The organism is Dyella sp. (assembly GCF_036384435.1).
Taxonomy (GTDB): domain Bacteria; phylum Pseudomonadota; class Gammaproteobacteria; order Xanthomonadales; family Rhodanobacteraceae; genus GSA-30.
The window spans coordinates 1-20,561 of record NZ_DASVMI010000194.1; the positions used below are offsets into that span (position 1 = coordinate 1).

General features: G+C 61.8%; 19 protein-coding genes. 4 read left to right on the forward strand and 15 right to left on the reverse strand.

From position 1 onward, the window contains the following. Position 1: 1 nt before the first annotated feature. The 7 genes from VF436_RS20655 to VF436_RS20685 all read right to left on the reverse strand — a co-directional run bounded on the left by VF436_RS20655 (position 2) and on the right by VF436_RS20685 (position 9,189). Entirely contained in the window at positions 2-199 is a 198-nt protein-coding gene (locus VF436_RS20655) for a hypothetical protein (protein WP_330905942.1), read from the reverse strand. 131 nt (positions 200-330) lie between these two features. After that, complete coding sequence (locus tag VF436_RS20660) at positions 331-927, reverse strand: HutD family protein (protein ID WP_330905943.1); 597 nt, start codon at positions 925-927, stop codon at positions 331-333. Further along, a complete protein-coding gene (gene dinG / locus VF436_RS20665; RefSeq protein WP_330905944.1) occupies positions 924-3,029 on the reverse strand; it encodes an ATP-dependent DNA helicase DinG in 2,106 nt (701 codons plus the stop codon). The genes VF436_RS20660 and dinG overlap by 4 nt, the downstream gene beginning before the upstream one ends. An 85-nt stretch (positions 3,030-3,114) precedes the next feature. Further along, positions 3,115-3,762 carry a DsbA family oxidoreductase gene (locus VF436_RS20670; protein ID WP_330905945.1) on the reverse strand — a complete coding sequence of 216 codons (648 nt, stop codon included), beginning with the start codon at positions 3,760-3,762 and terminating at the stop codon, positions 3,115-3,117. A gap of 253 nt (positions 3,763-4,015) precedes the next feature. Next, a complete protein-coding gene (locus VF436_RS20675; protein WP_330905946.1) occupies positions 4,016-7,069 on the reverse strand; it encodes a TonB-dependent receptor in 3,054 nt (1,017 codons plus the stop codon). A 300-nt stretch (positions 7,070-7,369) separates the two neighbouring features. Next, positions 7,370-7,876 (reverse strand): DUF1993 domain-containing protein, encoded by a 507-nt coding sequence (locus VF436_RS20680; RefSeq protein WP_330905947.1) that lies wholly within the window; start codon positions 7,874-7,876, stop codon positions 7,370-7,372. Next, on the reverse strand, positions 7,873-9,189 hold the full coding sequence (locus VF436_RS20685; RefSeq protein ID WP_414649889.1) for a TCR/Tet family MFS transporter: 1,317 nt from the start codon (positions 9,187-9,189) through the stop codon (positions 7,873-7,875). Before VF436_RS20685 ends, VF436_RS20680 begins: the two co-directional genes overlap by 4 nt. Before the next feature lie 113 nt (positions 9,190-9,302). Between VF436_RS20685 and VF436_RS20690 the strand changes: the two genes are divergently transcribed. Then, complete coding sequence (locus tag VF436_RS20690) at positions 9,303-10,391, forward strand: hypothetical protein (protein ID WP_330905949.1); 1,089 nt, start codon at positions 9,303-9,305, stop codon at positions 10,389-10,391. Positions 10,392-10,496: 105 nt separating this feature from the next. On the opposite strand, the gene VF436_RS20695 is transcribed toward VF436_RS20690, so the two are convergent. From VF436_RS20695 to VF436_RS20725, 7 genes are all read right to left on the reverse strand, one after another. Further along, positions 10,497-10,835 carry a hypothetical protein gene (locus VF436_RS20695; protein WP_330905950.1) on the reverse strand — a complete coding sequence of 113 codons (339 nt, stop codon included), beginning with the start codon at positions 10,833-10,835 and terminating at the stop codon, positions 10,497-10,499. Next, positions 10,835-11,437 carry a GTP cyclohydrolase I FolE gene (gene folE, locus VF436_RS20700; RefSeq protein ID WP_330905951.1) on the reverse strand — a complete coding sequence of 201 codons (603 nt, stop codon included), beginning with the start codon at positions 11,435-11,437 and terminating at the stop codon, positions 10,835-10,837. Before folE ends, VF436_RS20695 begins: the two co-directional genes overlap by 1 nt. Positions 11,438-11,519: 82 nt before the next feature. Next, entirely contained in the window at positions 11,520-12,365 is an 846-nt protein-coding gene (locus VF436_RS20705) for a hypothetical protein (protein WP_330905952.1), read from the reverse strand. An 84-nt stretch (positions 12,366-12,449) separates the two neighbouring features. Continuing rightward, a complete protein-coding gene (gene rmuC, locus VF436_RS20710) occupies positions 12,450-13,886 on the reverse strand; it encodes a DNA recombination protein RmuC (RefSeq protein ID WP_330905953.1) in 1,437 nt (478 codons plus the stop codon). A gap of 76 nt (positions 13,887-13,962) precedes the next feature. Next, the gene (locus VF436_RS20715) at positions 13,963-15,024 is read right to left on the reverse strand and encodes a DNA topoisomerase IB (protein WP_330905954.1); all 1,062 of its coding nucleotides are present in this window, start codon (positions 15,022-15,024) and stop codon (positions 13,963-13,965) included. A gap of 54 nt (positions 15,025-15,078) precedes the next feature. After that, positions 15,079-16,254 (reverse strand): class I SAM-dependent rRNA methyltransferase, encoded by a 1,176-nt coding sequence (locus VF436_RS20720; RefSeq protein WP_330905955.1) that lies wholly within the window; start codon positions 16,252-16,254, stop codon positions 15,079-15,081. A gap of 165 nt (positions 16,255-16,419) precedes the next feature. After that, positions 16,420-16,581 carry a hypothetical protein gene (locus tag VF436_RS20725; protein ID WP_330905956.1) on the reverse strand — a complete coding sequence of 54 codons (162 nt, stop codon included), beginning with the start codon at positions 16,579-16,581 and terminating at the stop codon, positions 16,420-16,422. Between the two features lie 118 nt (positions 16,582-16,699). On the opposite strand from VF436_RS20725, the gene VF436_RS20730 reads away from it, so the two are divergent. The 3 genes from VF436_RS20730 (at position 16,700) to VF436_RS20740 (ending at position 20,010) form a co-directional block, all read left to right on the forward strand. Next, positions 16,700-17,545, forward strand: coding sequence for a hypothetical protein (locus VF436_RS20730; RefSeq protein ID WP_330905957.1), 846 nt, complete (start codon positions 16,700-16,702; stop codon positions 17,543-17,545). Between the two features lie 75 nt (positions 17,546-17,620). Continuing rightward, a complete protein-coding gene (locus tag VF436_RS20735) occupies positions 17,621-19,423 on the forward strand; it encodes a peptidoglycan-binding protein (protein ID WP_330905960.1) in 1,803 nt (600 codons plus the stop codon). A 2-nt stretch (positions 19,424-19,425) separates the two neighbouring features. Continuing rightward, entirely contained in the window at positions 19,426-20,010 is a 585-nt protein-coding gene (locus VF436_RS20740; protein ID WP_330905958.1) for a relaxation protein, read from the forward strand. Between the two features lie 194 nt (positions 20,011-20,204). On the opposite strand, the gene VF436_RS20745 is transcribed toward VF436_RS20740, so the two are convergent. After that, positions 20,205-20,561 (reverse strand): hypothetical protein (locus VF436_RS20745; protein ID WP_330905959.1); only part of this gene is annotated, 357 nt, incomplete at its 5' end.

The following is a 20,561-nucleotide window of genomic DNA, read 5'->3' on the forward strand; positions in this document are numbered from 1 at the left end:
ATCAGCCAGGCCGCGCACCCAGCACGCGCGCGGGCAGGAACAGCACGGCCTTAAGTAACGAGAACGCCGCGTCGACCGTGATGCCGACCAGGCGGAAGGGCAGCAGGATCAACCATACGATCGGGTAGAGCACGATCGCAAGCAGGGCTAGCGGCCAACAGAACACCAGCAGTACCAGCCAGAGCAGGAAACCTATCATGCGTGCCCCCCCCCAGTATGGAATCGATAATGGCACTTTAACGCCAGGTGATTGCCGGGGATAGATGACTGGTGGCACCTGGTGAGTCAAGCCAGTGCTGTGAAGGCTATCTCGTCACGTGGCAGCTAGCCTTAGCCGAGCAGATGATCGCCTTGTCGAACCAGATCTCGCTCCGATTCCACCAGCACCATCAAGGCGATGCCGACCTCATCGAGCACGAGCACGCTCCCCGCCACTGGCTCTAGCCAGCTATCGCCTGCTTCAAGCACACCATCAGCCGTGGCGCAGCTGCCGCGCACGTCGTGGACCAGCACCGCCGATGCATCGACGTGATACTTGCCCGCGCCACGCAATACCGCCACGCGGCCATGAACCTTGCCACGACGCAGCATCAGATTGAAATCACGCGTCGGCCCATCGACCAGCTCGACGTCTACGTCCGCTTCGCCGGCAAATGGAAAGAAAGCATACGGTTCAGTCAGGGCGTGTCGTTGCACGTGATCGAGGTGCATGATGAAGCCCGCGCCATCAAGCAGGGCGATCTGCCGGTCAATGCCGGGGAACGACGAGAATGGCGCGGCGCTGTCGACATCTGCGATGCTGGCGCGCCACAGGAAATCGGCGGCGCTCGCGCGGGCCGGATGAACCGCCAGCTCACGCGTACGCCCCATGCCGTTCTTCCATGGCACGATGGCGACATCTGCGGCGCGCAAGATGCGCGAACTCATGACACGCGCTCGATGACGCGTTCGAACGGTGGCAGCGCTCGCAGCATGCGCTCGCCATAACGCTTGACCACCACGCGGCGGTCAAGCAGCACGATGCGGCCGCGATCGGTCTCGGTGCGAATCAACCGCCCGCAGTACTGCGTGAGCAGCCGGGTGGCCTCCGGTACGGCGACCTCGATGAATGGATTGCGTCCGCGCGATTCCAGCCACTCGGCGTACGTAGCGCCGACCGGATCGGTCGGCACCGCGAACGGCAGCTGGGTGATTACCACGGTTTCGCAGAGCTTGCCGGGCAGGTCCAGGCCTTCACCGAATGAGGCCAGGCCAAACAAGGTGCTGCCCTTGCCGGCCTCGATATCGGCGATATGTTCGGCTACCAGTTGTGCCTTGCCCAGCGAGCCCTGCGCGCGCACCTTGCGTACATGCTGGATCGGCAGCTTCTGCAATACACGGTCGAGTTTGGCTCGCGATGTGAAAAGCACCAGATTGCCAGCGTTCCAGTCCAGGTTGTCGGCTAGCCATTCGGTGACTTCCAGTGCATGCTCCTCGCGCGCATCGGGCAGTGAGCGCAGGGCGGGTACTTCCAGGCGTGCCTGCCTGGACAGGTCGAACGGCGAGGGCAGGCTCAGCGTGACGGCTTCGTCGGGCAGGCCTACAGCATCGGCGAAACCGCGAAAATTGCCGCCTGCACTCAGCGTCGCCGACGTCATCACCACCGCGCTGGCGTTATCCCAAAGGATATTGCGCAGTAGCCCGCCGGCCGACACGGATGAGGCGTGACACACCAGTTGCTGGTCGCCGGTCATGGTGACCCAGCGTGCAAGGGGGGGAGCACCCTCGCGGTCCTCGCTCGACCAGGCACGCCAAGCGCGTGCCTGGCGCTCAATGCGTTCCAGCGCCATGCCCAGTTCGCGCGAGATCGCTTCATGCGTGGGGCCGCCCTCGGTCATTTCCAGGATGGCGCGCCGCACGGCAGCCACCCAGCGCTGCACTTCCTCGGTCAGCAGGGAAAGCACGCCCGCATGGGTGACCCATGACTCGGGCAATTGACCCAGTGAGCCGCGATACATCGGTTCGTCATCGTCGCTGGAAGGCATCCAGCTCATGCGGATGTCTTTTTCCAGTTCTTCCAGCGCGTCGCTCAGCGCTTGCAGTTTCTCGTCACCGACATCGAGAGTGAGCTTGCCAATCACTTCCTTGTCGGCCAGCGAGTAAGCGGCATGGATCTGCCGGGCCAGCCGGCTGAGCTGGCGGACCGCCACCTGCATGTGCACGTCGGCTGCACCACGATCGATGGCCTTGGAGGGCACGTGATGGCCTTCGTCGAAGATGTACAGCGTGTCGTCCGGCTTGGGCAGGATCACGCCGCCGAAGCCGTCCTCCTCACGCGGCATGGTCAGGTCGGCCAGCACCAGATCCTGGTTGGCAACGATAATCTCCGCATCGGCTACCGCGCGCCGCGCGGCGAAGAACGGGCAGGCCATGAACTGGCCGCAGCGTCGACCGGTACAGCCGCCAGCGCTGGTGGTGATCATTGGCCGCAGGAAGTCGCCGACCGGCTCGGGGGCGCCATCGATGTCGCCGTCCCACTTGCCGGTGTCATAGGCGCCGCGCAGCTTGCGCAGGGTCTGCTTGTCGCGCTCCTGCGGGGGCTTGGACCATAGCGCCAAGTCGCCATCCATGCCGGCAAGACCCATCTGGCCACCGTCTTCCAGGCTGCCTGCCGCCATCAACAGGTTGCGTGGGCACAGGTAGCGGCCACGCCCCTTGGCCAGGGCGACCTTGGCTTCAGTGCCATGCAGCTTGAGATAGAGCGGAATGTCACGCTGGACCAACTGCTCCTGCAAGGCCACTGTGGCAGTGGCGATGAGCAGTTTCTTCTTTTGCGCGCGGGCCACCTCGACTCCGGCGATCAGATAGGCCATCGACTTGCCGGTGCCAGTCGGGGCCTCGATCACGGCCGCGCCACCGGGTTCGGCCAGGGCCTTGGCGACCTCGGCGATCATCTTGCCCTGCGACGAACGCGCACGAAACCCCGGCAACCCTTCTTTCAGGCGGGTATACGCGGCGCGGATGGCGTCCTTGGTGTCGTCGGTGAGCATCGGAAGGGAGCGTACCTTGCGGGCTGCGCCTGGAGGCGCAAGCCCGTCATTGTACCGTACCGGCCGGTCGCCTCCCGACGAGGGATCAGCCTTCGGCCGCGATCTGGCGCAAAGCCTGCTCGAAGACCTCCGGTAGCTGTCCACCCTGGATGATGTACTGCTCGTTGATGATGATCGATGGCACCGAGCTGACGCCTTGAGCCTGGTAGAAGCGCTCGCGCTCACGCACGTCGTCGGCATGGCGCCCATCTTCCAGGACCTGGCGCGCCTGACTGGCATCCAGACCCACGCTGGCCGCGTAACGCACCAGCACGTCGCGATCACTGACGTTCTCGCCGTCGGTGAAATACGCCGTCAACAGTGCCTTCTTCAAGGCCTCCTGCTTGCCTTCGATCCCAGCCCAATGCAACAGACGATGAGCATCGAAGGTGTTATAGATGCGTGCGCGCTTGTCCAGATTGAAGGTGAAGCCTACCGATTCGCCACGCTGACGCAGTGCTTCCTGATTCTGCGCCACCTGCGCGGGCGAACTGCCGTACTTGTGGGCGATGTGCTCGATCACGTCCTCGCCCTCGGGCACCATCTGCGGGTTGAGTTCGAAAGGCTGGAAGTGGATGTCCGCCGTCACTTCGCCGTCGAGCTTGCCTAGCGCGAGTTCCAGCGCATTGAGCCCGACAGCGCACCAGGGGCAGACAACGTCGGAGACAAAATCGATCTTGAGGGTCTTGGCCATGGCGCGGGCTCCGCATAAGGTATCGCTCCGATGTGGGGCGATACGTCGGATAAACCAAGCCCGCATGGTCTGGAAACCGAATGGCCGGCCCGCTGACCTGGAAAGGGGTAAATAGCGAGGGCGCCACATCCGTGTCTTCATACCCCCTGGCATGCGGCAACGTCTCTCGACGTGACCTCTGGTCCGCACTTGAACTTGCGCCCTCGCTATTTACCCCCTTCCGGTCTTTGACGTGGCCCTCCTTGGCTACGTCTTACAGCGAGAAGTCGTACTGCGCTGTCAGACGGAAATACCTCGGCGTCTGAACGCTCGCAGGAATCATGTACGTCGTGGCGTAATACGTGGTGGGGTTGGCGCCAGGCTGGCGTTCGCCTACTTCGTTCATCGACAGTGGCTTGGTGTTGTTGAACACGTTGATCATGTCCATCTGCAACGACAATCCCTTGGCCCAGCCGGGCTTGTAGACCACGTTAGGGCTCAGCGTCCACGTCCATGGTGTACGCCCGCGACTGCCGCGCGTGGCTATGTTGCCCTCGCACCAGAAATAAGCCGAGTTGTAACCGGGAATGCCATCGGCGATCGGCGCGCCTGCGCCGCCGCCGAAGCAGTTCAACGGGCGCCCCGACTGCACCAGCATGTTGAGGCCCACCGACCACTCCGGCGTGAACTTGAAGGCGCCGAATGCCTTCAGGCTATGCCGGCGGTCGTTAGGCAGGTAACCGTTGGCGCCACGCATCACTTCCGGATAGTCGAAATCCTGCGTGGTGCCAGTGTCAGTCTGACCGTTGTCGGATTTCACCAGGCCCTCGGTATTGCCGTAGTTTTTCGACCACGTGTAGGACACATTGGCATACCAGCGATCGCTGGCCTTCTCCGCGCTCAGGATCACGCCCTGGTAGCTGCGCTTGGCCTTGGGGCCAAGCTGATTGCCTGGAATCGTGACATGGCGGATGGTGCCACTGCCATCGAGGTCCAGGTCCAGCGAAAGCGCGCTTCCCGGGTTGAAGATGTAGCAGCCAGGTATGCCAGGCGGAGGCGAAAAGCGGTCACCCTGGGCGTCCATGTCCAGGCCCAACGACTGGCCGTAGCGGTAGAACGGGCGCCAGTCGCAGGTGTCGTCGATCGCATTGAGCAGCTTGCGGTAAGTAAGCTTGGCGCCGAGCACCCAGCCGTTGACGAAATCGTTGTCGCTGCTCAGGCGGTGCTGCACGCCCAGGATGTACTCGTCCTGCGAATAGGGTTTGAGGCTGCGACTGGCCACCGCACGGGGATCGGGCGTCGAGCCATCCTGTCCATTGATATAGGTGGGATCAGACAGTGCCGCGCCCAGATTTGGCGCGCCCGTGACCGGATCGACACCGCTATAGCTGAAATCCTGCAATGAGTAGCAAGACGAGGTGGCCGCACGCAGTGCGACATTGGCGGCAATCGGCAGACAGTAGCGCCCAGCGGTACCGAATACCTTGGTATTGCCATCGCCAGTGGCATCCCAGGAGAAGCCCAGGCGCGGTTGCCAGATGTGGCCCTGGCGTACGAAGCTCTGGCCACTGCCATTCTTGTTGTTGAACGAATCGTTGCGCACGCCGATGTAGGCAAGCACGTGATCGGTTACCTGCCAGTTGTCCTGCAAGTACCAGGATTTCTGTACCACCCCCACCGCGCCGCCGGTGCGGAAATTGTAGACGGTTACAAAGTCGTTCGCCGGGTTCGCATTAGCACTCTGGTAGTAATAAAGCGCGCCACCGGCATAGCTGCTTCCGGCATCCGAGCGCCAGTCGTCGCGGCTATAACCACCGGACAGGCTGTGATCGCCCAGCTTCCAGTCCAGGTCCACGCGCCAATTGCGTCGCTGGTCCTTACCGCCGTAGATATTGTTCGTCGACGCAAGGTAGCAGGAGTTGTACGGCGCGTTGGTGACCGGCGTGCCGTTGGAACCGGTAACCGACCAGCGTGCATCGATGACATACGCGCAACCCTGTGCCGGCGAATGGATGTCACCGTCATAACGCGTCATGGTGCCATCGGGCGCAACATACTGCGATGAGTTCAGGCTGGTCAGCTTGCCGTACTGCGCAGACAGAGTGATGTCGTCGGTAAGATAGCTGGTGTACTTGAGAATATTGGTATCACCACCGAGCTTTACGTAACGCTGACCACGATAGTCGGTGCTGTAAGGAACGCCATCGCTACCGTACTCGGCGCTGAAATAGTTGTTCGTGGTGCGCTGGGAGTTGTTGAGATGCGTGAACTCTACGATGTTGCTGTCGTTGATGTTCCAATCCAGCTTGATCAAAGAGTACGGATTGTTGTATCTGCTGCGCGTAGCAGATGATGCCGTCTGGCCTACACCCGAGCCTGGGGCGCTGGGATAGGTCGTCTGGGTCTGCACCTGCGACTGGAAGATGCCGAAGAAGAACAGCTTGTCCTTGATCAGCGGGCCGCCGACCCAGGCCGAATAGACATTGTCGTTGACCGAATCACGCACATAGTTCTTCAGCAGGCTGCCGTTGTGGCGGTAAACGGTAGGATTGTTCTCACGGCCAAAGGCCGGGGTAAACACCCAGCTGGCACCACCTTCCCAGGTGTTGGTGCCACGCTTGGTGATCACACTGGTCACGCCACCGGTTGAAAAACCATACTGCGCGCCATAGCCACCGGTCTGGACGTCCAACTGTGCGATCGCCTGGAACGGCACCTGCGTGAAAGAAAGATTATTGAACAGGTTGGTAACGTTGAAACCGTTGACGTAGTAACTGTTCTCCGCCACCGATGAGCCGCCAAACGAGGGCAGGTTGCCAAAGGCCGTATCCCCTTTGATGGTGCCGGGCGTCAGTGCAGCGATATCCACGATATTGCGTGGTATCGGCAATCGTTCGATCTGGCTGGCAGTGAAGGTATTGCGCGATTCCACGCTGGCCACGTCGATCGCCGCCAGGGCGCTGGCCGTGACCGAGATGGCTTCCAGGTTACGTGCGTCGCGGTTGCCGCCGAAACTGATCTGCGTCGATTGACCTGCGATGATGTTGACTTCTTGCGAGCCGACGGTTTGACCTTGCGAAAGCAGGTTGATGCGGTAATGCCCGATCGGCAGCGACGACGCACGGTACCGGCCATCCTTGCCGACCGGTACATCGCGGGTGGCGCCGGAGTCTAGGTTTTCCACCCGGATCGTCTGTTCTGGCGTAGCGTTGCCATAGATATCGCCTACGGTGCTTTGAGCCAGCACGCCCTGGCTGCAAAGACAGGCGACGATAGCGCTGGCCAATGATGATCGGTGGATACGGCTCGACTTCGAGAAGGACATCATTGTGCTATTTCTCCTTTTGCTTACCATCGGATGGCAAGCGCTCCCCGTGACCGTGCCCCCCGGGCGCGATCCGCATCTGATGAAAAAAAAGAACATCAGCCACCCGATGCATGCGCTCTTATGTGCGACGCATCCCTGGCTTGGGAGAAGAAATATCAGCGGTTATCTATGTGAACAATCGAACTACTACTAAAAACCGACGCGTTCAATTAATCGCGTGAACCTCTGTGAACTTGGCGATATGACGTAACCTAGAACAAAGGCGCCGCATGGCGGCGCCTTGTCGAAACGTCGGAGTGATCAGGCGTTGCCGAGGTAATCGCTTTTGCCCAGCTCTGTGCCGCTCGTGCGCAGGATCGCGTACGCTGTGGTGCAGTGGAAGAAGACGTTGGGCAACACGAAGTGCAGCAGATAGGCCTCGCCTTCGAACTTCTGATCGCCCTTGCGCGTCTTGATCGTCACGGGGCGTGTCTCGCTGCCGTCGATCTGCTCGGGCGTAAAGGTCTTGATGTATTCCACCGCACGTTCGATGCGGGCATACAGCTGTTCGAACGTGGTCTCGGTATCCTCGAACACCAGGGGATCGACTCCGGCCAGACGCGCCACGGCATTCTTGGACGTGTCGGTAGCTATCTGCACCTGGCGCACCAGGGGCAGCATGTCCGGGATCAGGCGGGTCTGCAGGATCACCTCGTCGGTGACGCCCTTGGACTTGGCATGCGCCTCGCCTTTCTTGAGCACGTGAGTGAGATTGGTGAGTGCGCGCAGCACAACGGGTACGCAAGCCTGGTACATCGACAGGGTCATGGATGATGCTCCGGGGAAGTGAGTGACGTGACGGATGGAACGGAAGACGCGTCGGTGTCATCAGATGGCAGATGCACCGGCACGTGACGAATGGAGGCCACGGCGATCGCCGTGCCCACGACCAGCAGCCCGGCGGCCAGCAGAAATGGCAGGCCAGGCAGGTGCAGCGGAGACTGCGGAGCAATGGAGAACGCGAAGACTTGAGCAAACAGGTAGGGCCCGAAGATACCGGCAAAGCTGCCCAGGCTGGTCACGGCACCTTGCAGCCGGCCCTGTTCGGTCGGATCGACCTCACGCGTCATGATTGCCTGGATCGGTGGCTGCGACAGGCCCCACAACGCCAGCAGCGGAATTCCGATGAGGAATGCCCAACCCGAGCTTGCCAGTCCCATCACCACGAAGGCGGCGATGCCGCAGAGCATGCCGATGGTCAGCACCCGGCGTTCGCCCAGCAAAGCAGTGAGACGGCCGGTCAGCAGGGTCTGAACGCTGCCATCGCAGGCGCCCACCAGCATCAGTACGTAGCCCACTGCCTGCAGACCCCAGTGGTAGCGATAGTCGGCGTACAGTACGAACGTAGTCTGCAATACGTAGTGTGCCAGGTAGACCAGGAACATCACGATGGCCAGACGCAGCACCTGACGATAGCGCGCCAGCATCTTCAGGGCACCCAGCGGATGGGCTGTATGTACCTCCAGGCGGGCGGTGCGGCGCTCCTTGGGCAGCGATTCGGGTAGCACGAACACGCCGTACAGGAAATTGCACAGTGCCATGCCGGCCGCCACCCAGAACGGTAACCGCAGTGAGATGTCGCCGAGCGCGCCGCCCAGAGCCGGACCGATAATGAAGCCCAGGCCGAAGGCGCCGCCGAGCAGGCCATAGGCCCCGGCGCGTTTTTCCTCCGGTGTGATGTCGGCGATATAGGCATTGGCCGTGGTGAAGCTGGCGGCCGTCATACCCAGGATGATGCGCCCGATCAGCAGTAGCCACAGTTTGGGCGCCACCGCCAGCACGATGAAATCCAGCGCCAGCCCCAGGTTGGAGATCAGGATCACTGGGCGGCGCCCGAAGCGGTCGCTCAGCGCTCCCTGGATGGGGGAGAACAGGAACTGCACCAGGGCGAATGCCGTGCTGAAGATGCCTACCCACCACGCCGCGTTGGCAATGCCTCCGCCGTCGAGCTGCTCGATCAGGTGCGGCAACACCGGGATCACGATGCCGAAGGCCAGCATGTCCAGCACCACGGTGACAAAAATGAACGCCACTGCTGCGCGGCGGCGCTGGTGGGTCATCGAGGTAGCCGGTTGTTCCATGGAGGGCAGGCGGCATAAGGGAGTCAAGGACGCGCACAATAGCGCAAAACGATGACGCGCCATGACGCCCGGCGCTGATGGATTTATCATGCACCGCAACAACGGAGGGGCGCATGGACAAGACACGGACGGTAGCGCTGGCGCTACTGTTGGGGTGGGCGGCGCAGGCGCACGCACAGCAGGTGCACGTCGACGCGCTCAAGGGGCACCAGGGCGAGGATGATTATGCCTTCCCGGTGGTCAAGGGCGGGGATCGGCAAGCCATGCAACGGATCAACACCTGGTTGCAGGCCGTCGTGCTGCACAAGATGCCCGGTCACTATCGCAAGAACCTGGTGGAGGACGTCTGGGCTGACCATGCACCTGACGACATCAGCGGCTTCGACCAGCTAGATTTCTCGGTGAATGCGGCGGCGCCCGGATATGTCTCGATCAGCCTGACGGGCGAATACGTGTCGGCGTCACTCAATAGCTATGCGCAGTCTTACAATTTCGACGCGCGCACCGGCCAGCTGATCGACTTGTACGACCTGTTCAGCGAGAGGGGGCTGGCGCGCTTCACCGCCGATGTCGCCAAGGCACGCGTGGGTGTGTTGAACGACCATCTGGCCGAGCTGAAAGCCAAGCCAGACCAGGTTCATGGCGGTGACGAGGCCGCGCCGGCCGACCTGGAGCGTATCTACGAGCGTTGCCGCAATGAGGTGCGCAAGGATGGTCTGGATCGCGACAAACTCACGCTTTCCAATGACAAGCTTGGTGTGAGCCGCGATTGCACGGTGGGCCGCATGGAGGAATCCATGGATGACCTGGGTGAGCTCGATCATGAAGTTGCCTTCAGTGAAATCGCTTCGATGCTCAGCGACTACGGGCGTTGCCTGCTGGTGAATCGCCGGACCGACTGCATCAACCCGAACAAGCTTATGACGGCAGGCGTCCTGTACGGCAGCATTGACGGACGTCTGCCCATTACCCTGGTGTGGGGCAGTCATGGTGACGACGGTTATTTCTACGACCGCGTCAACAAGTTCATCCACCTGAGCTTCTCCGGTGAGCCGGATAAGAACGGCAACTACGTATTCCACGAATACGCCGACAACGGTCTGCCCGCGAAATTCGTGCTCACTCGCCTGCCTGATGGTGGCTTCAAAGGCACGTGGACACAGACTGCTGGCAAGCCGCTGCCGGTGGAGTTGCATCGATGATGCGACAGCGACTTCAGTCGCAGATTGGGGCTTTGAGAACCTTCAAGCCGCGACCTCGTCGCGACTTGCATCGCGAATGAATTCGCTCCTGCATGGACAGGGTCGTTACGCCGAGGGTGGTGCTGCCAACTCCCTCGCATCGAGATAGCCATCGCGATGGCTATCGAGCTTGCGGAACTGGCGGCGCAGGTTGTCCTGGAAGGCCTTCAGCGTCACGCGGTGGCCATGTCCGCCAGGCAGTTCTTCTGGCTCGAGCACGCCATCACCATTGACGTCCAGACGATAAAAGCCCGCGCTCATGTACTGCACGTATTCAGCCTCGCTGACCCGTCCGTCGCCGTTGCTGTCCATCATGCGCAGATATTCAGCCGGCGTGCGTGGTAACTCTTGCGCCACGGCCAGCCAGGGCAGACAGGCCGCCGTGGCGACCGCAAGGCGATGCATCAACGGCGGCCACCATGGATGCCGATGAATTGCAGGAACTCCGCGCGTGTGCGCGCATCGTCACGAAACGCCCCCAACATTTGGCTGGTGATCATCGACACGCCACGCTTATGCACGCCGCGCGTGGTCATGCACTCGTGGCTGGCATCGATCACCACCGCTACGCCAGCGGGATGCAGGTTGTCCTGGATGCACTTGGCGATTTGCGCCGTGAGCTTTTCCTGTACCTGGAAACGGCGCGCATACGCGTCGACCACGCGCGCGAGCTTGCTGATGCCCACGACGCGGTTGGTCGGCAGATAGCCTACGTGCGCACGGCCGATGATCGGGGCCATGTGATGCTCGCAATGGCTTTCGAACTCGATGTCGCGCAATACGACCATCTCGTCATAGCCTGCGACTTCCTCGAAGGTGCGCCGCAGGTATTCGCCCGGGTCCACCTGATAGCCGCCGAACCAGTCACGATAGGCCTTGACCACCCGCTTGGGCGTATCGAGCAGGCCCTCACGGCCAGGATCTTCGCCCGACCAGCGCAACAAGACGCGAACGGCCTCCTCGGCCTGCTCACGGGTAACTTCGTCGGGGTTGGGGGTGTCGCTCATGTAAAGACGTCCAGACGTGTGGATTGGGCCAAGTGTAGCGCTGACATGCCGGGGGAGCACGATGGAGGCACCTGCGTCAATTTCAAGGATCGGCGGCGAAGCGTCCTGGAAATGCCTGCGGTCGTATATCGCGAAACGGTGGTATCACGCCTTGTGCGATCAGCCGCTCACGCGTGTCGTAGTAGATGGTCACGATGTCCTCAGGCCGGCGGGTGGCGCGCTGGAAATCCACCGTGTGCACTTGTGAATCTTCCCGCGCACCATGGCCGGTGCCCAGCGGCCCCTTGTCGTCCAACGGTGGGGCCATGGACATGTCGCGTGGTGGCACTACTATCCTCGAAGGGGCGGCCATCTGCGTCTGATTGATCGAAGGCATGGCCTTGGCCGGTTCGGGCGCGGCGCCGTCGGTGGCCCTCGCCCGTGGTGCGGCGCTGGCCATCGAGGGCTTCACCGTCTCGTAGACGGGCGGCGGAGGCGGTAGCCGGAGTTCGCGAAATACCGCTACGCCGATCACGCCCACGTTTTGTGGCCGGCCCGTCCTTGCTGCGTAACTTTGTGCCAGGTCGGTGAAGAGGAAATCGGCGACTTGCTGCTCGCTTTTGCGCCAGCCAAGCACGCCGAACATGCCATGGCCGTCGAGCAGGTAGCCTGATTGTGACCAGCTTGCTGTGTCGCCGGTGATGGCATTGACACCGTCGACCGAAACCACGCCCAGTACGCGCTCGCGGCTAGTGTTGCGCAGATCGATGCGGTAGTGGTGTCCGGGCTCGCCTATCAGGTAGTAGCGTCCATGATGGTTGTACAGCGGCAGTTCCACGCCGGTATCGCGATCGACAACGGTGACGTCGATCAACCGTCCGACCGCATGCGCAGGCATGGTCATACCCAGGCCCGCCAGGCAGGCCAACCACCAGACACTTGCTTTCATATGCGCTCTCCGCAAGGCATCCGGGCTGGATGCGCTAGGTTGAACGCGGGCAGGGAAGCGATGGGGTTAAAGCGAGGCGGCCACTTACGGCGCGTCGTCTTCTTCGATATCCGGCAGGGCCTCACCCAGCAACTGCTGGCTGGCATCTTCGGATAGCGTTTCCACTCCACGCAGGCGGCGTTCGATCGCGCGCGTACGCTGGCCAGCGCTGCTGATGCTTCGCTGCACGGTTTCCAGTTGCTTGTGGGTTCGCTCAAGCACGCTGGCAAATTTGCCGAACTCGGTCTTCACGGCGCCCAGCAAGGTCCATACTTCGCTGCTGCGCTTGGCGATAGCGAGCGTGCGAAAGCACATCTGCAAGCTGTTGAGCAGGGCGGTCAGCGTGGTCGGGCCGGCTACGGTGACGTGATGGTCGCGTTGCAGTAGCTCGAACAGGCCAGGGCGTCGGATCACTTCGGCATACAGGCCCTCGGTGGGCAGAAACAAGACGGCAAAATCGGTGGTGTGCGGCGGCGCGACGTATTTGCTGCGAATACGCTTGGCTTCCTCACGCACGCGAAGTTCCAGTGCGCGACCGGCCTGGTCGGCCGCCACGGCGTCGGCGGCTTCCTGGGCATCAAGCAGGCGCTGGTAATCCTCGACTGGGAATTTCGCGTCGATCGGCAGGTACAACGGCGCTTCGTCGCCGGGTCCGGGCATGCGTATGGCAAATTCCACCCGCTCGGCACTGCCGGGAATCGTCGCGACATTGGATTCGTATTGCTCGGCGATGAGGATCTGTTCGAGCAGGGCGCCTAGTTGCACTTCGCCCAGCATGCCCCGTGTCTTGACGTTGGTGAGTACACGCTTGAGATCGCCCACGCCACTGGCCAGGCTTTGCATTTCGCCCAGCCCGCGCTGCACGGCTTCGAGGCGCTCGGAGACCAGCTTGAACGATTGCCCAAGGCGCGCTTCCAGCGTGCTTTGCAGCTTCTCGTCTACTGTCGTGCGCATTTGTTCGAGTTTGGCGGCGTTGTCATCCTGGATCGACTTCAGCCGTGTCTCCAACGTGTTGCGCATATCGCCCAGGCGCTTTTCGTTGTCGCCTGCCAAGGCGGTGAGTCGTTGTTGCAGCAGTTCGCCGAAACGCGCCAGCGATTGTGCCGATTCCTCGCGTCCGTGGCGAGCGTCATCGGCGAGGCGCTGGGCTAGCGCCTGTAAGCCGGTGTCGGTGCGTTCGGTAAGCAGTTCCAGGCGCTGGCCAAAGGCGCCAATACGTTGCTGCTGCTGGTCGCTCATGGCATGCAGTTGTTCCTGCACCAGGGTGCGGAACTGGCTCATGGTCTGGGTAAGCTCGCCACGGCCGGCGCGTTGCTCCTGTGCCAGGGCCTCGCGCAGGTGGCGATTATCGTCCTTGAGAGCATCCAGGCGTGCATGCAGGCCTGCATCGACGCGGCCGCGTGACAGTTGCACAAGCTGGAGCACCAGCACGATCACGGCGAGGACGACCAGGGCGGCCAGCAGTATTTCGGTCAAGGACATCGAGATTTCCACCAAACGTAAGGAGCCAGTCTAGCCGCCGCTGTCCCATGGATTGCGACGCAGGGCTGACAGGCGGCTATCTTACTCGTGTGGCGCGGCGCAGAAAGCGCAGGGTGAGCTGTTCAAGACGCCGTGGAAACGCCGTGTCTTTTACGGGCACGGCCTGATGCAGACTGCCATCGGCCCAGCCTTCCAGCACGGCAGGATGGATGTAAGAGGCGCGGCATACCGCCGGAGTATTGCCCAGGACGGCGGCCACCTCGCGTATAGCTGCAAGCAGCGCACTGCGACGCGCCCGCTCCCCGCCTTTTTCTGGCAACGGTGTTCGAGCCAACTGCCGGACCGCCTGTACCGTGCCGCCCCAGGTGCGAAAATCCTTGGCGCTGAAGTCTTCGCCGCAGGCTTCCCGCAGGTACGTATTGACCATGTCGGAGTCCACCGGCTGCGCATGCCCCTCATCGTCGAGGTACTGGAACAGGCGCTGGCCCGGTAGCTGCTGGACGCGCCGGATCACTCGAAGCAGGCGCTTGTCATCCAGCTCCACCTCGCGTTCCAGACCGGACTTGCCGCGAAAATGCAGGCGGAGGCGGCCGCGTTCACTGCGCACGTGGCGCGAGCGCAAGGTCGTCAGGCCATAGCTGTGGTTGTCACGCGCGTAGCCTTCATTACCTACACGAATCAGGGTGTCATCGAGCAGTCGCACAACCAGTGCCAGTACTTTTTCTCGCGGCAGTCCGGTGCGAGCAAGATCGCGGCTGACGTGGCGGCGAAGTCCCGGCAGGCTCTTGCCGAATGCCTGCACGCGTGTGAACTTGCCGTTGTCACGCACGCTGCGCCATTGTGCGTGATAGCGATATTGCTTGCGCTTGCGGGCATCGCGTCCCGTGGCTTGCAGGTGGCCACGCGGGTGCGGGCAGATCCAGACATCGACGTAGGCGGGCGGGATGGCCAAGCTGCGGATGCGCAGCAGTTCATCCGGGTCGGCAATGCGCCGCCCAGAGCTATCGGCGTAGCTGAATCCCTTGCCTGCGCGGCGACGCCGGATACCGGGGTCACCGTCGGATACATAAACCAATCCCGCGGCACGGGCGTGATCGCGAGCCTGGAGATCGATGCTGCTGTGCTTGATCGATGACATACCCAGCTAGTGTGCTGGGTGTCGATCAAACTGTTGTGTACGCGGCGTCGCCGCTCAAAGCACGCGACAGAAAACCGCCTTGAGATAACGGCCCTCGGGGACATCGCTACGCACGGGGTGATCGGCTCCGGCGCCGGCCACATGCAGTACCTGGATTTCGCGCCCGGCATTGAGTGCCACACGGCGCAGCATCTCCAGGAAATCGGCCTCGCCGACCAGGCCGGTACAAGAGCAGGTAAGCAGCAGGCCTCCCGGCGGTATGACATCCAGCGCCAGCCGGTTCATCGCGAAATATTTCTTCAAGGCATCGATCATCTTGTTGCGATCGCGGGTAAGCTTGGCCGGGTCCAGCACGACTGCGTCATATTGCTCGCCGCGCGCGACGGCCTGGCGTAGCCAGTCGAAGATATCGGCCTGTTCGAAGCGAACCTGCACATCATTGGCCTGGGCGTTGGTGCGGGCGATTTCCAGGATCGTCCCATCCATGTCCACACCTGTTGCCTCGGTAGCACCGGCGGCCATCGCATGCACGGCAAAACCGCCTGTGTTGCAACAAAGATCCAGCACGCGTCGGCCCTGGGCCAGCGAAGCGAAGTATTTGCGATTGTCCCGCTGGTCGGCAAAGAAGCCGGTCTTGTGGCCGGAGCCGGGCGCGGCATGGAAACGCAGGCCATGTTCGTGTACCAGCACCGGTTCGGGGGCTTCCTGTGTGCGGCAATCGAATGATTCCTGCTTCTGTACGTGTGCCTCGGCAAATCCGTACAGGCGTGCTCCGGGGAAGTGCTTGAGCAATGCCTGGTGGATGGCTTCGCGGAAACGCCACATGCCGGCAGCGAAATACTCCACAACCAGGATGTCGTCGTAGCGATCGACGATCAAGCCGGACAAACCGTCGCCTTCGCTGTGCACCACGCGCCATGCGTTGGTGTCGCCGTCAAGTCGCAGCACCTGACGGCGCAGTGTCACCGCCTGGGCGATACGCGCCTCGATCCAGGCCGCGTCGATGACTTGTTCCGGGTCGGTGGAGAGCAACCGCAGGGCGATGCGTGCGTGTCCGTTCCAGAAAGCGCGGCCGATAAAACGGCCCTTGGCATCGACCACCTCGACGACGCTGCCGGGTGGGATGCGGTCGGCGGGCTTGTGGACCTGGGCGGACCAGATCCACGGGTGACCTGGGATGCGATCCGTCTTCAACTGGATCGTGGGACTTAGGCTGGCGGGAATATTCATTGGCGCATGATACCCGCCCAGCGACGTGGCTCGCCGGTCGTTTTAAACGAATGATCCCGGCTGTCACGCAGAAGTCACGCTTTTCCTTGCGAAATCGTGCTTTTAGCACTGGCTTCGGCGGGTCCGGCTTGGCTATGATCCGCGGCCGGACGGTTGCGGCTGTCCTCAGGGGGAATCCGCAATACGCTGTTCAGGGAAAGATATGCCGTTGTTTAAAACGCTAGCCAGGGGCTGCGTCTTCACCGTGGCGAACGCAATCGCGTGCGCCGCGTCTTCATGCGCCTTTTTGTTGCCCTTGCCGGCAGGACGTAACGCATGTTCACGCATGGCTTTTTCAGGCGGCTATTCGAATATCCCCATGCCGGGTGTCATCGACTCGCCTCGCGTGCGCGATGCTCGCGACAGCATCGGGGAACATACCTCGGGAAGAAGGAACCCATTCAACATGATCGACCCTCGTACGATTTTTGCGGGACGCGGCCGTGTCGCAACACTTGCGCTGCTGCTGATCCTGGCAATGCCCACCTGGGCAGCCGACGGTGCCACACAGCCTCCCGTGCCCAAGCCCGGTGACGTGCTCGACACCATCTACCAGATCAAGGGTGACGGGTCGTCCACGTATTCCATTGCCAACGGCGCAACCGCGACCTTCTGGTATGGGCATCGTTACGATCTGAAGGGCAAGCACTATTACACGGGCTTTGCTTACCAGACGCCTGATATCTACAACAAGGCGGATGAGGAAAAGGCCACCGCACCCGATGCCAAGGCCACGATCACCCAGGGCTCGTTCGTGCTCGACGCGTCCGGCAAGAAGTGGACTGCGCTCGGTGGCCAGCCTTATCTGGGCGAGTTCGGCGGCGGAGGCAAGGCCGACGAGATCGACGAAAAGCGCCAGGCGCAGACTTACTGGACGGCCGCAGGCGACCAGGTGCTGGCCGTTCCTACCGTATCGACAGCCGCCGGCGGTACGGATGTCACGGCCGATGATGTGTTCGTGCTCAATCACGAAGATCGCAGTTGGAAGTATGTCGGCAACATCGGCATCGGCACCGACAATGGCGCCGGTTGCAGCAGCAGTCCGTCCGATGGCCTGCCGCCATGCATCAGCAGCACGGCGACGCTGGAGTTCGTCAAGCCACAGAGCGGAGACCTGCCGGAGATCCGCACCGTGCCGAAGGGGACCATGATCACCGGCCCTGGCAAGACCCGCACTCTGACCGCATCCGATGCGACGACGTATCGCTACGATGCAAAGTCCGAGGCCTACCAGGAAGTCAAGGCGCATTGATCGCCCGACTTCTTCATCTATCTCAGCGCGACTCAAGGATGGTGTGACATGGCAAATCCGCAAACCCGCTCCGAAATCCTCGACCTGATCGGCAACGAAGCGCAGCGCCACGGTATTCCTCAGGAAGACTTCCTGCGCTTCGCGGCGATCGAGACGGGTAACACGTTCAATCCCAATGCTCAGCATAGCGCGCATGGCGCCAAGGGCCTGTTTCAGTTCGAGCCCGATACCGCCGCGCACTACGGCATCGCCGGTCGCGAACTCGATGCCGCCGCCAACGCCGACGCCGCAGCACGTTTCTACCAGGACAATCGCGCGCAGCTGGTGCGTCAGCACAACACGAGCGGCGAGGCGTACCTGTCCGGCAATGCAAATCCCAACGGTATGGACATGTACTTGGCCCACCAGCAGGGCGCGGCCGGTTATAAGTCGATCCAGGACGCGATTACCGAGGGTCATTTCAGCAAAGACTCCACGCGTCACAACATCATGAACAACCTGGGCGCTGATGCGCAGCGCCTGACCGGTCACACCAGGGCCGAACTGTCGAATATGTCCGATCGCGACCTGGCGCAGAATTTCGTCAGTTATTGGCATCAGAAATACGACAATATTTCGATTCCTGAAAAGGGCATTCACGCGGCAAACGAGCAACAGCCGGCGCATGCCGCTACGCAGCCGGCTCATGCCGCTCCGACGCAGACGCCTCCCGCTCATGCTGCGCCGGCCGCCACTCAGCCGGAGACTCCGGCAGCCCATGCTCCGAAGGCTGGCGGAAACGATGGCGGTGTCGTCATCGCTACCGCTTACGACCAGACCGTGCATTACACCGGCAAGGTCGCCTACGGCCTGGGCCAGAAGAATCCCGACGCGGGCAAGGTCGATTGCTCGGGCTGGGTGGTGAAGATGGAAAACGCCACCATGGACGAGATCAATGCCAAGAGTGGCACGCACACCTTCTCGGCCAAGGATCATTTCAGCTCTGCCTATGATGCGGCAGCCACTATTGTGGAGAAGACCGCCGAGCGTTCGGGTTCACTTCTGGAAGGCAAGCAGGTCAATGCCGCGGCCCTCAAGGAAGGCATGATCATCGGCGAGGACAATGGTCCAACCAGTTTCGATAAGGGTCGTTACAAAGGCATCGATCACATCACCATGGTGGTGCGTGACCCCAAGACCAACGAGCTGATGATCAGCCAGTCCAGCGGTGGTAAGGGCGTACACCTGGAGCCGGTGCAGGACTACCTCGATCGCAAAGAGGCGCACGGCACCAAGCTGTTCGCGACCGATCCCCTCGCCAAGGCACGCAACCTGATGCACGACTCGCATCCGACCGTGCCGCCGGCAACCCACAAGGCAGGTGCCGCACATCCTGATGCCACCCATGCCTCGCACCCGGGTACGCTGCGCGAAGGCGACCATGGCAAGCAGGTGCAGGATATGCAGGAGCGCCTGAGTAAGCTCGGTTATCACGACGCATCGGGTAAGGCGTTGCAGCCTGATCGCGATTTCGGTCCCAAGACCAAGGAAGCCGTGGAAGCTTTCCAGCGTGATCACAAGCTCAAGCCTGATGGCATCGTGGGCCCGGATACGGTCAAGGCGATCGATGCGGCCACGCATCAGCAACAGCAGCAACATTCCAATAATGCACAGGCTCAGGCCGCCAGCGCCGCCGACAGGATGATCGCCGCCATGCAGACCGGCAATCAGCAGGCCGTGGCGCACGCAGCCAACCAGGCAGCGCAGACCCAGACCGGGCAGCAGTTCCAGGCCAGCGTCAGCGCACAGGCCGATGCCCAGCAGCAACAGCAGCAACAACAGGCCCAGCAACAGCAGCAACAGCAGCAGGCTCAGGCACCGCAGCGGGCGGCGCGCTGACGATGAGCGAGCAGGGGGAATCCAGGGACGACGCCGAGGCGTTGATCTTCAAGGCCGGCGTGCTGCTTGAGCAGTTCGCCCGGTACTGCGAGCAGCAAGGCCAGCACCAGACGGTGCTGGCCGAGCGCCTGCAATATGCGGTAACCCATGCACCGGATCAGTTGCGCCAGTCAGCCGAGCGTGTATTTGCCAGCGTGCCGCAATCGGTTTCCGCGCAAGTGGATGCCGGCCTTGGCGCATCGATGCGCAATTACGAAGGCCGCATCGCGCAGGCGGCGACGCAATTGCAAGAACGTTCGGCTGCACTGACGCGTCAACTGAGCCAGATGGAAGCGTTTGGACGGCGCCTGATCTGGAAGGTCTCCGCTGCGGTCATTGCCGCCTTGCTGGTGGCGGTGATCGGTGGTGCGGTCACCCTGTCGTATTACCGCGAGCAGGTGCATGCCAACCAGTTGTCGGCTGAACTGCTGCGCGCGTACAACCAGGCAGACGTCACCATCTGTGGCGCGCAGCTATGCGCCAACGTGGAAAAGAACGGCCAGAAATACGGCGACAAGGGGCAATATCTGCCGATTCGTGCGCGTTGATGGATCTTCGCGACCCTGATGGCGCCGGAGCGACTTTGTCGCGATGCAGTCGCGGTCTGGAGGTTTTTAAAGCCCCAGTCTGCGACTGCACCGCAGCTTGCATCGCGACTGAAGTCGCTCCTGCAAGCCGTGCCTGAATCGCCACTCATTTAGCTATGAACGGGCTCCCTCGGTGCCAGCGAGGGGCCAGCCCTTTACCTGATCCGCAACGCCAGCCATGAAAGCAGCGCCAGAAGGTTTAACCCGATGCGCGACACAGCGGGACCTGCCACGGCCAGAACGAATCCCTGGCTGCCGAAATGCCAGTCGATGCTCAGGTGCGGCGAAGACTGCACTGTGGCATAGACGTTGATGAACGCCGTGGCATGCAAGGCATAGCTGAATATCGGTGTGGCGACCAGCGGAATCTGCAGGATTTGCGCCCAACTTGAAAACGTCACGCCGCGATCGCCGCCTTCCAGCAGCAGCACGCCGGCAAACAGGATGAATCCGTACAGGAACAGCCCGATCAAGGCCAGGATGGTTTCGTTGGTGCTGCCTAGCGGCAGCAG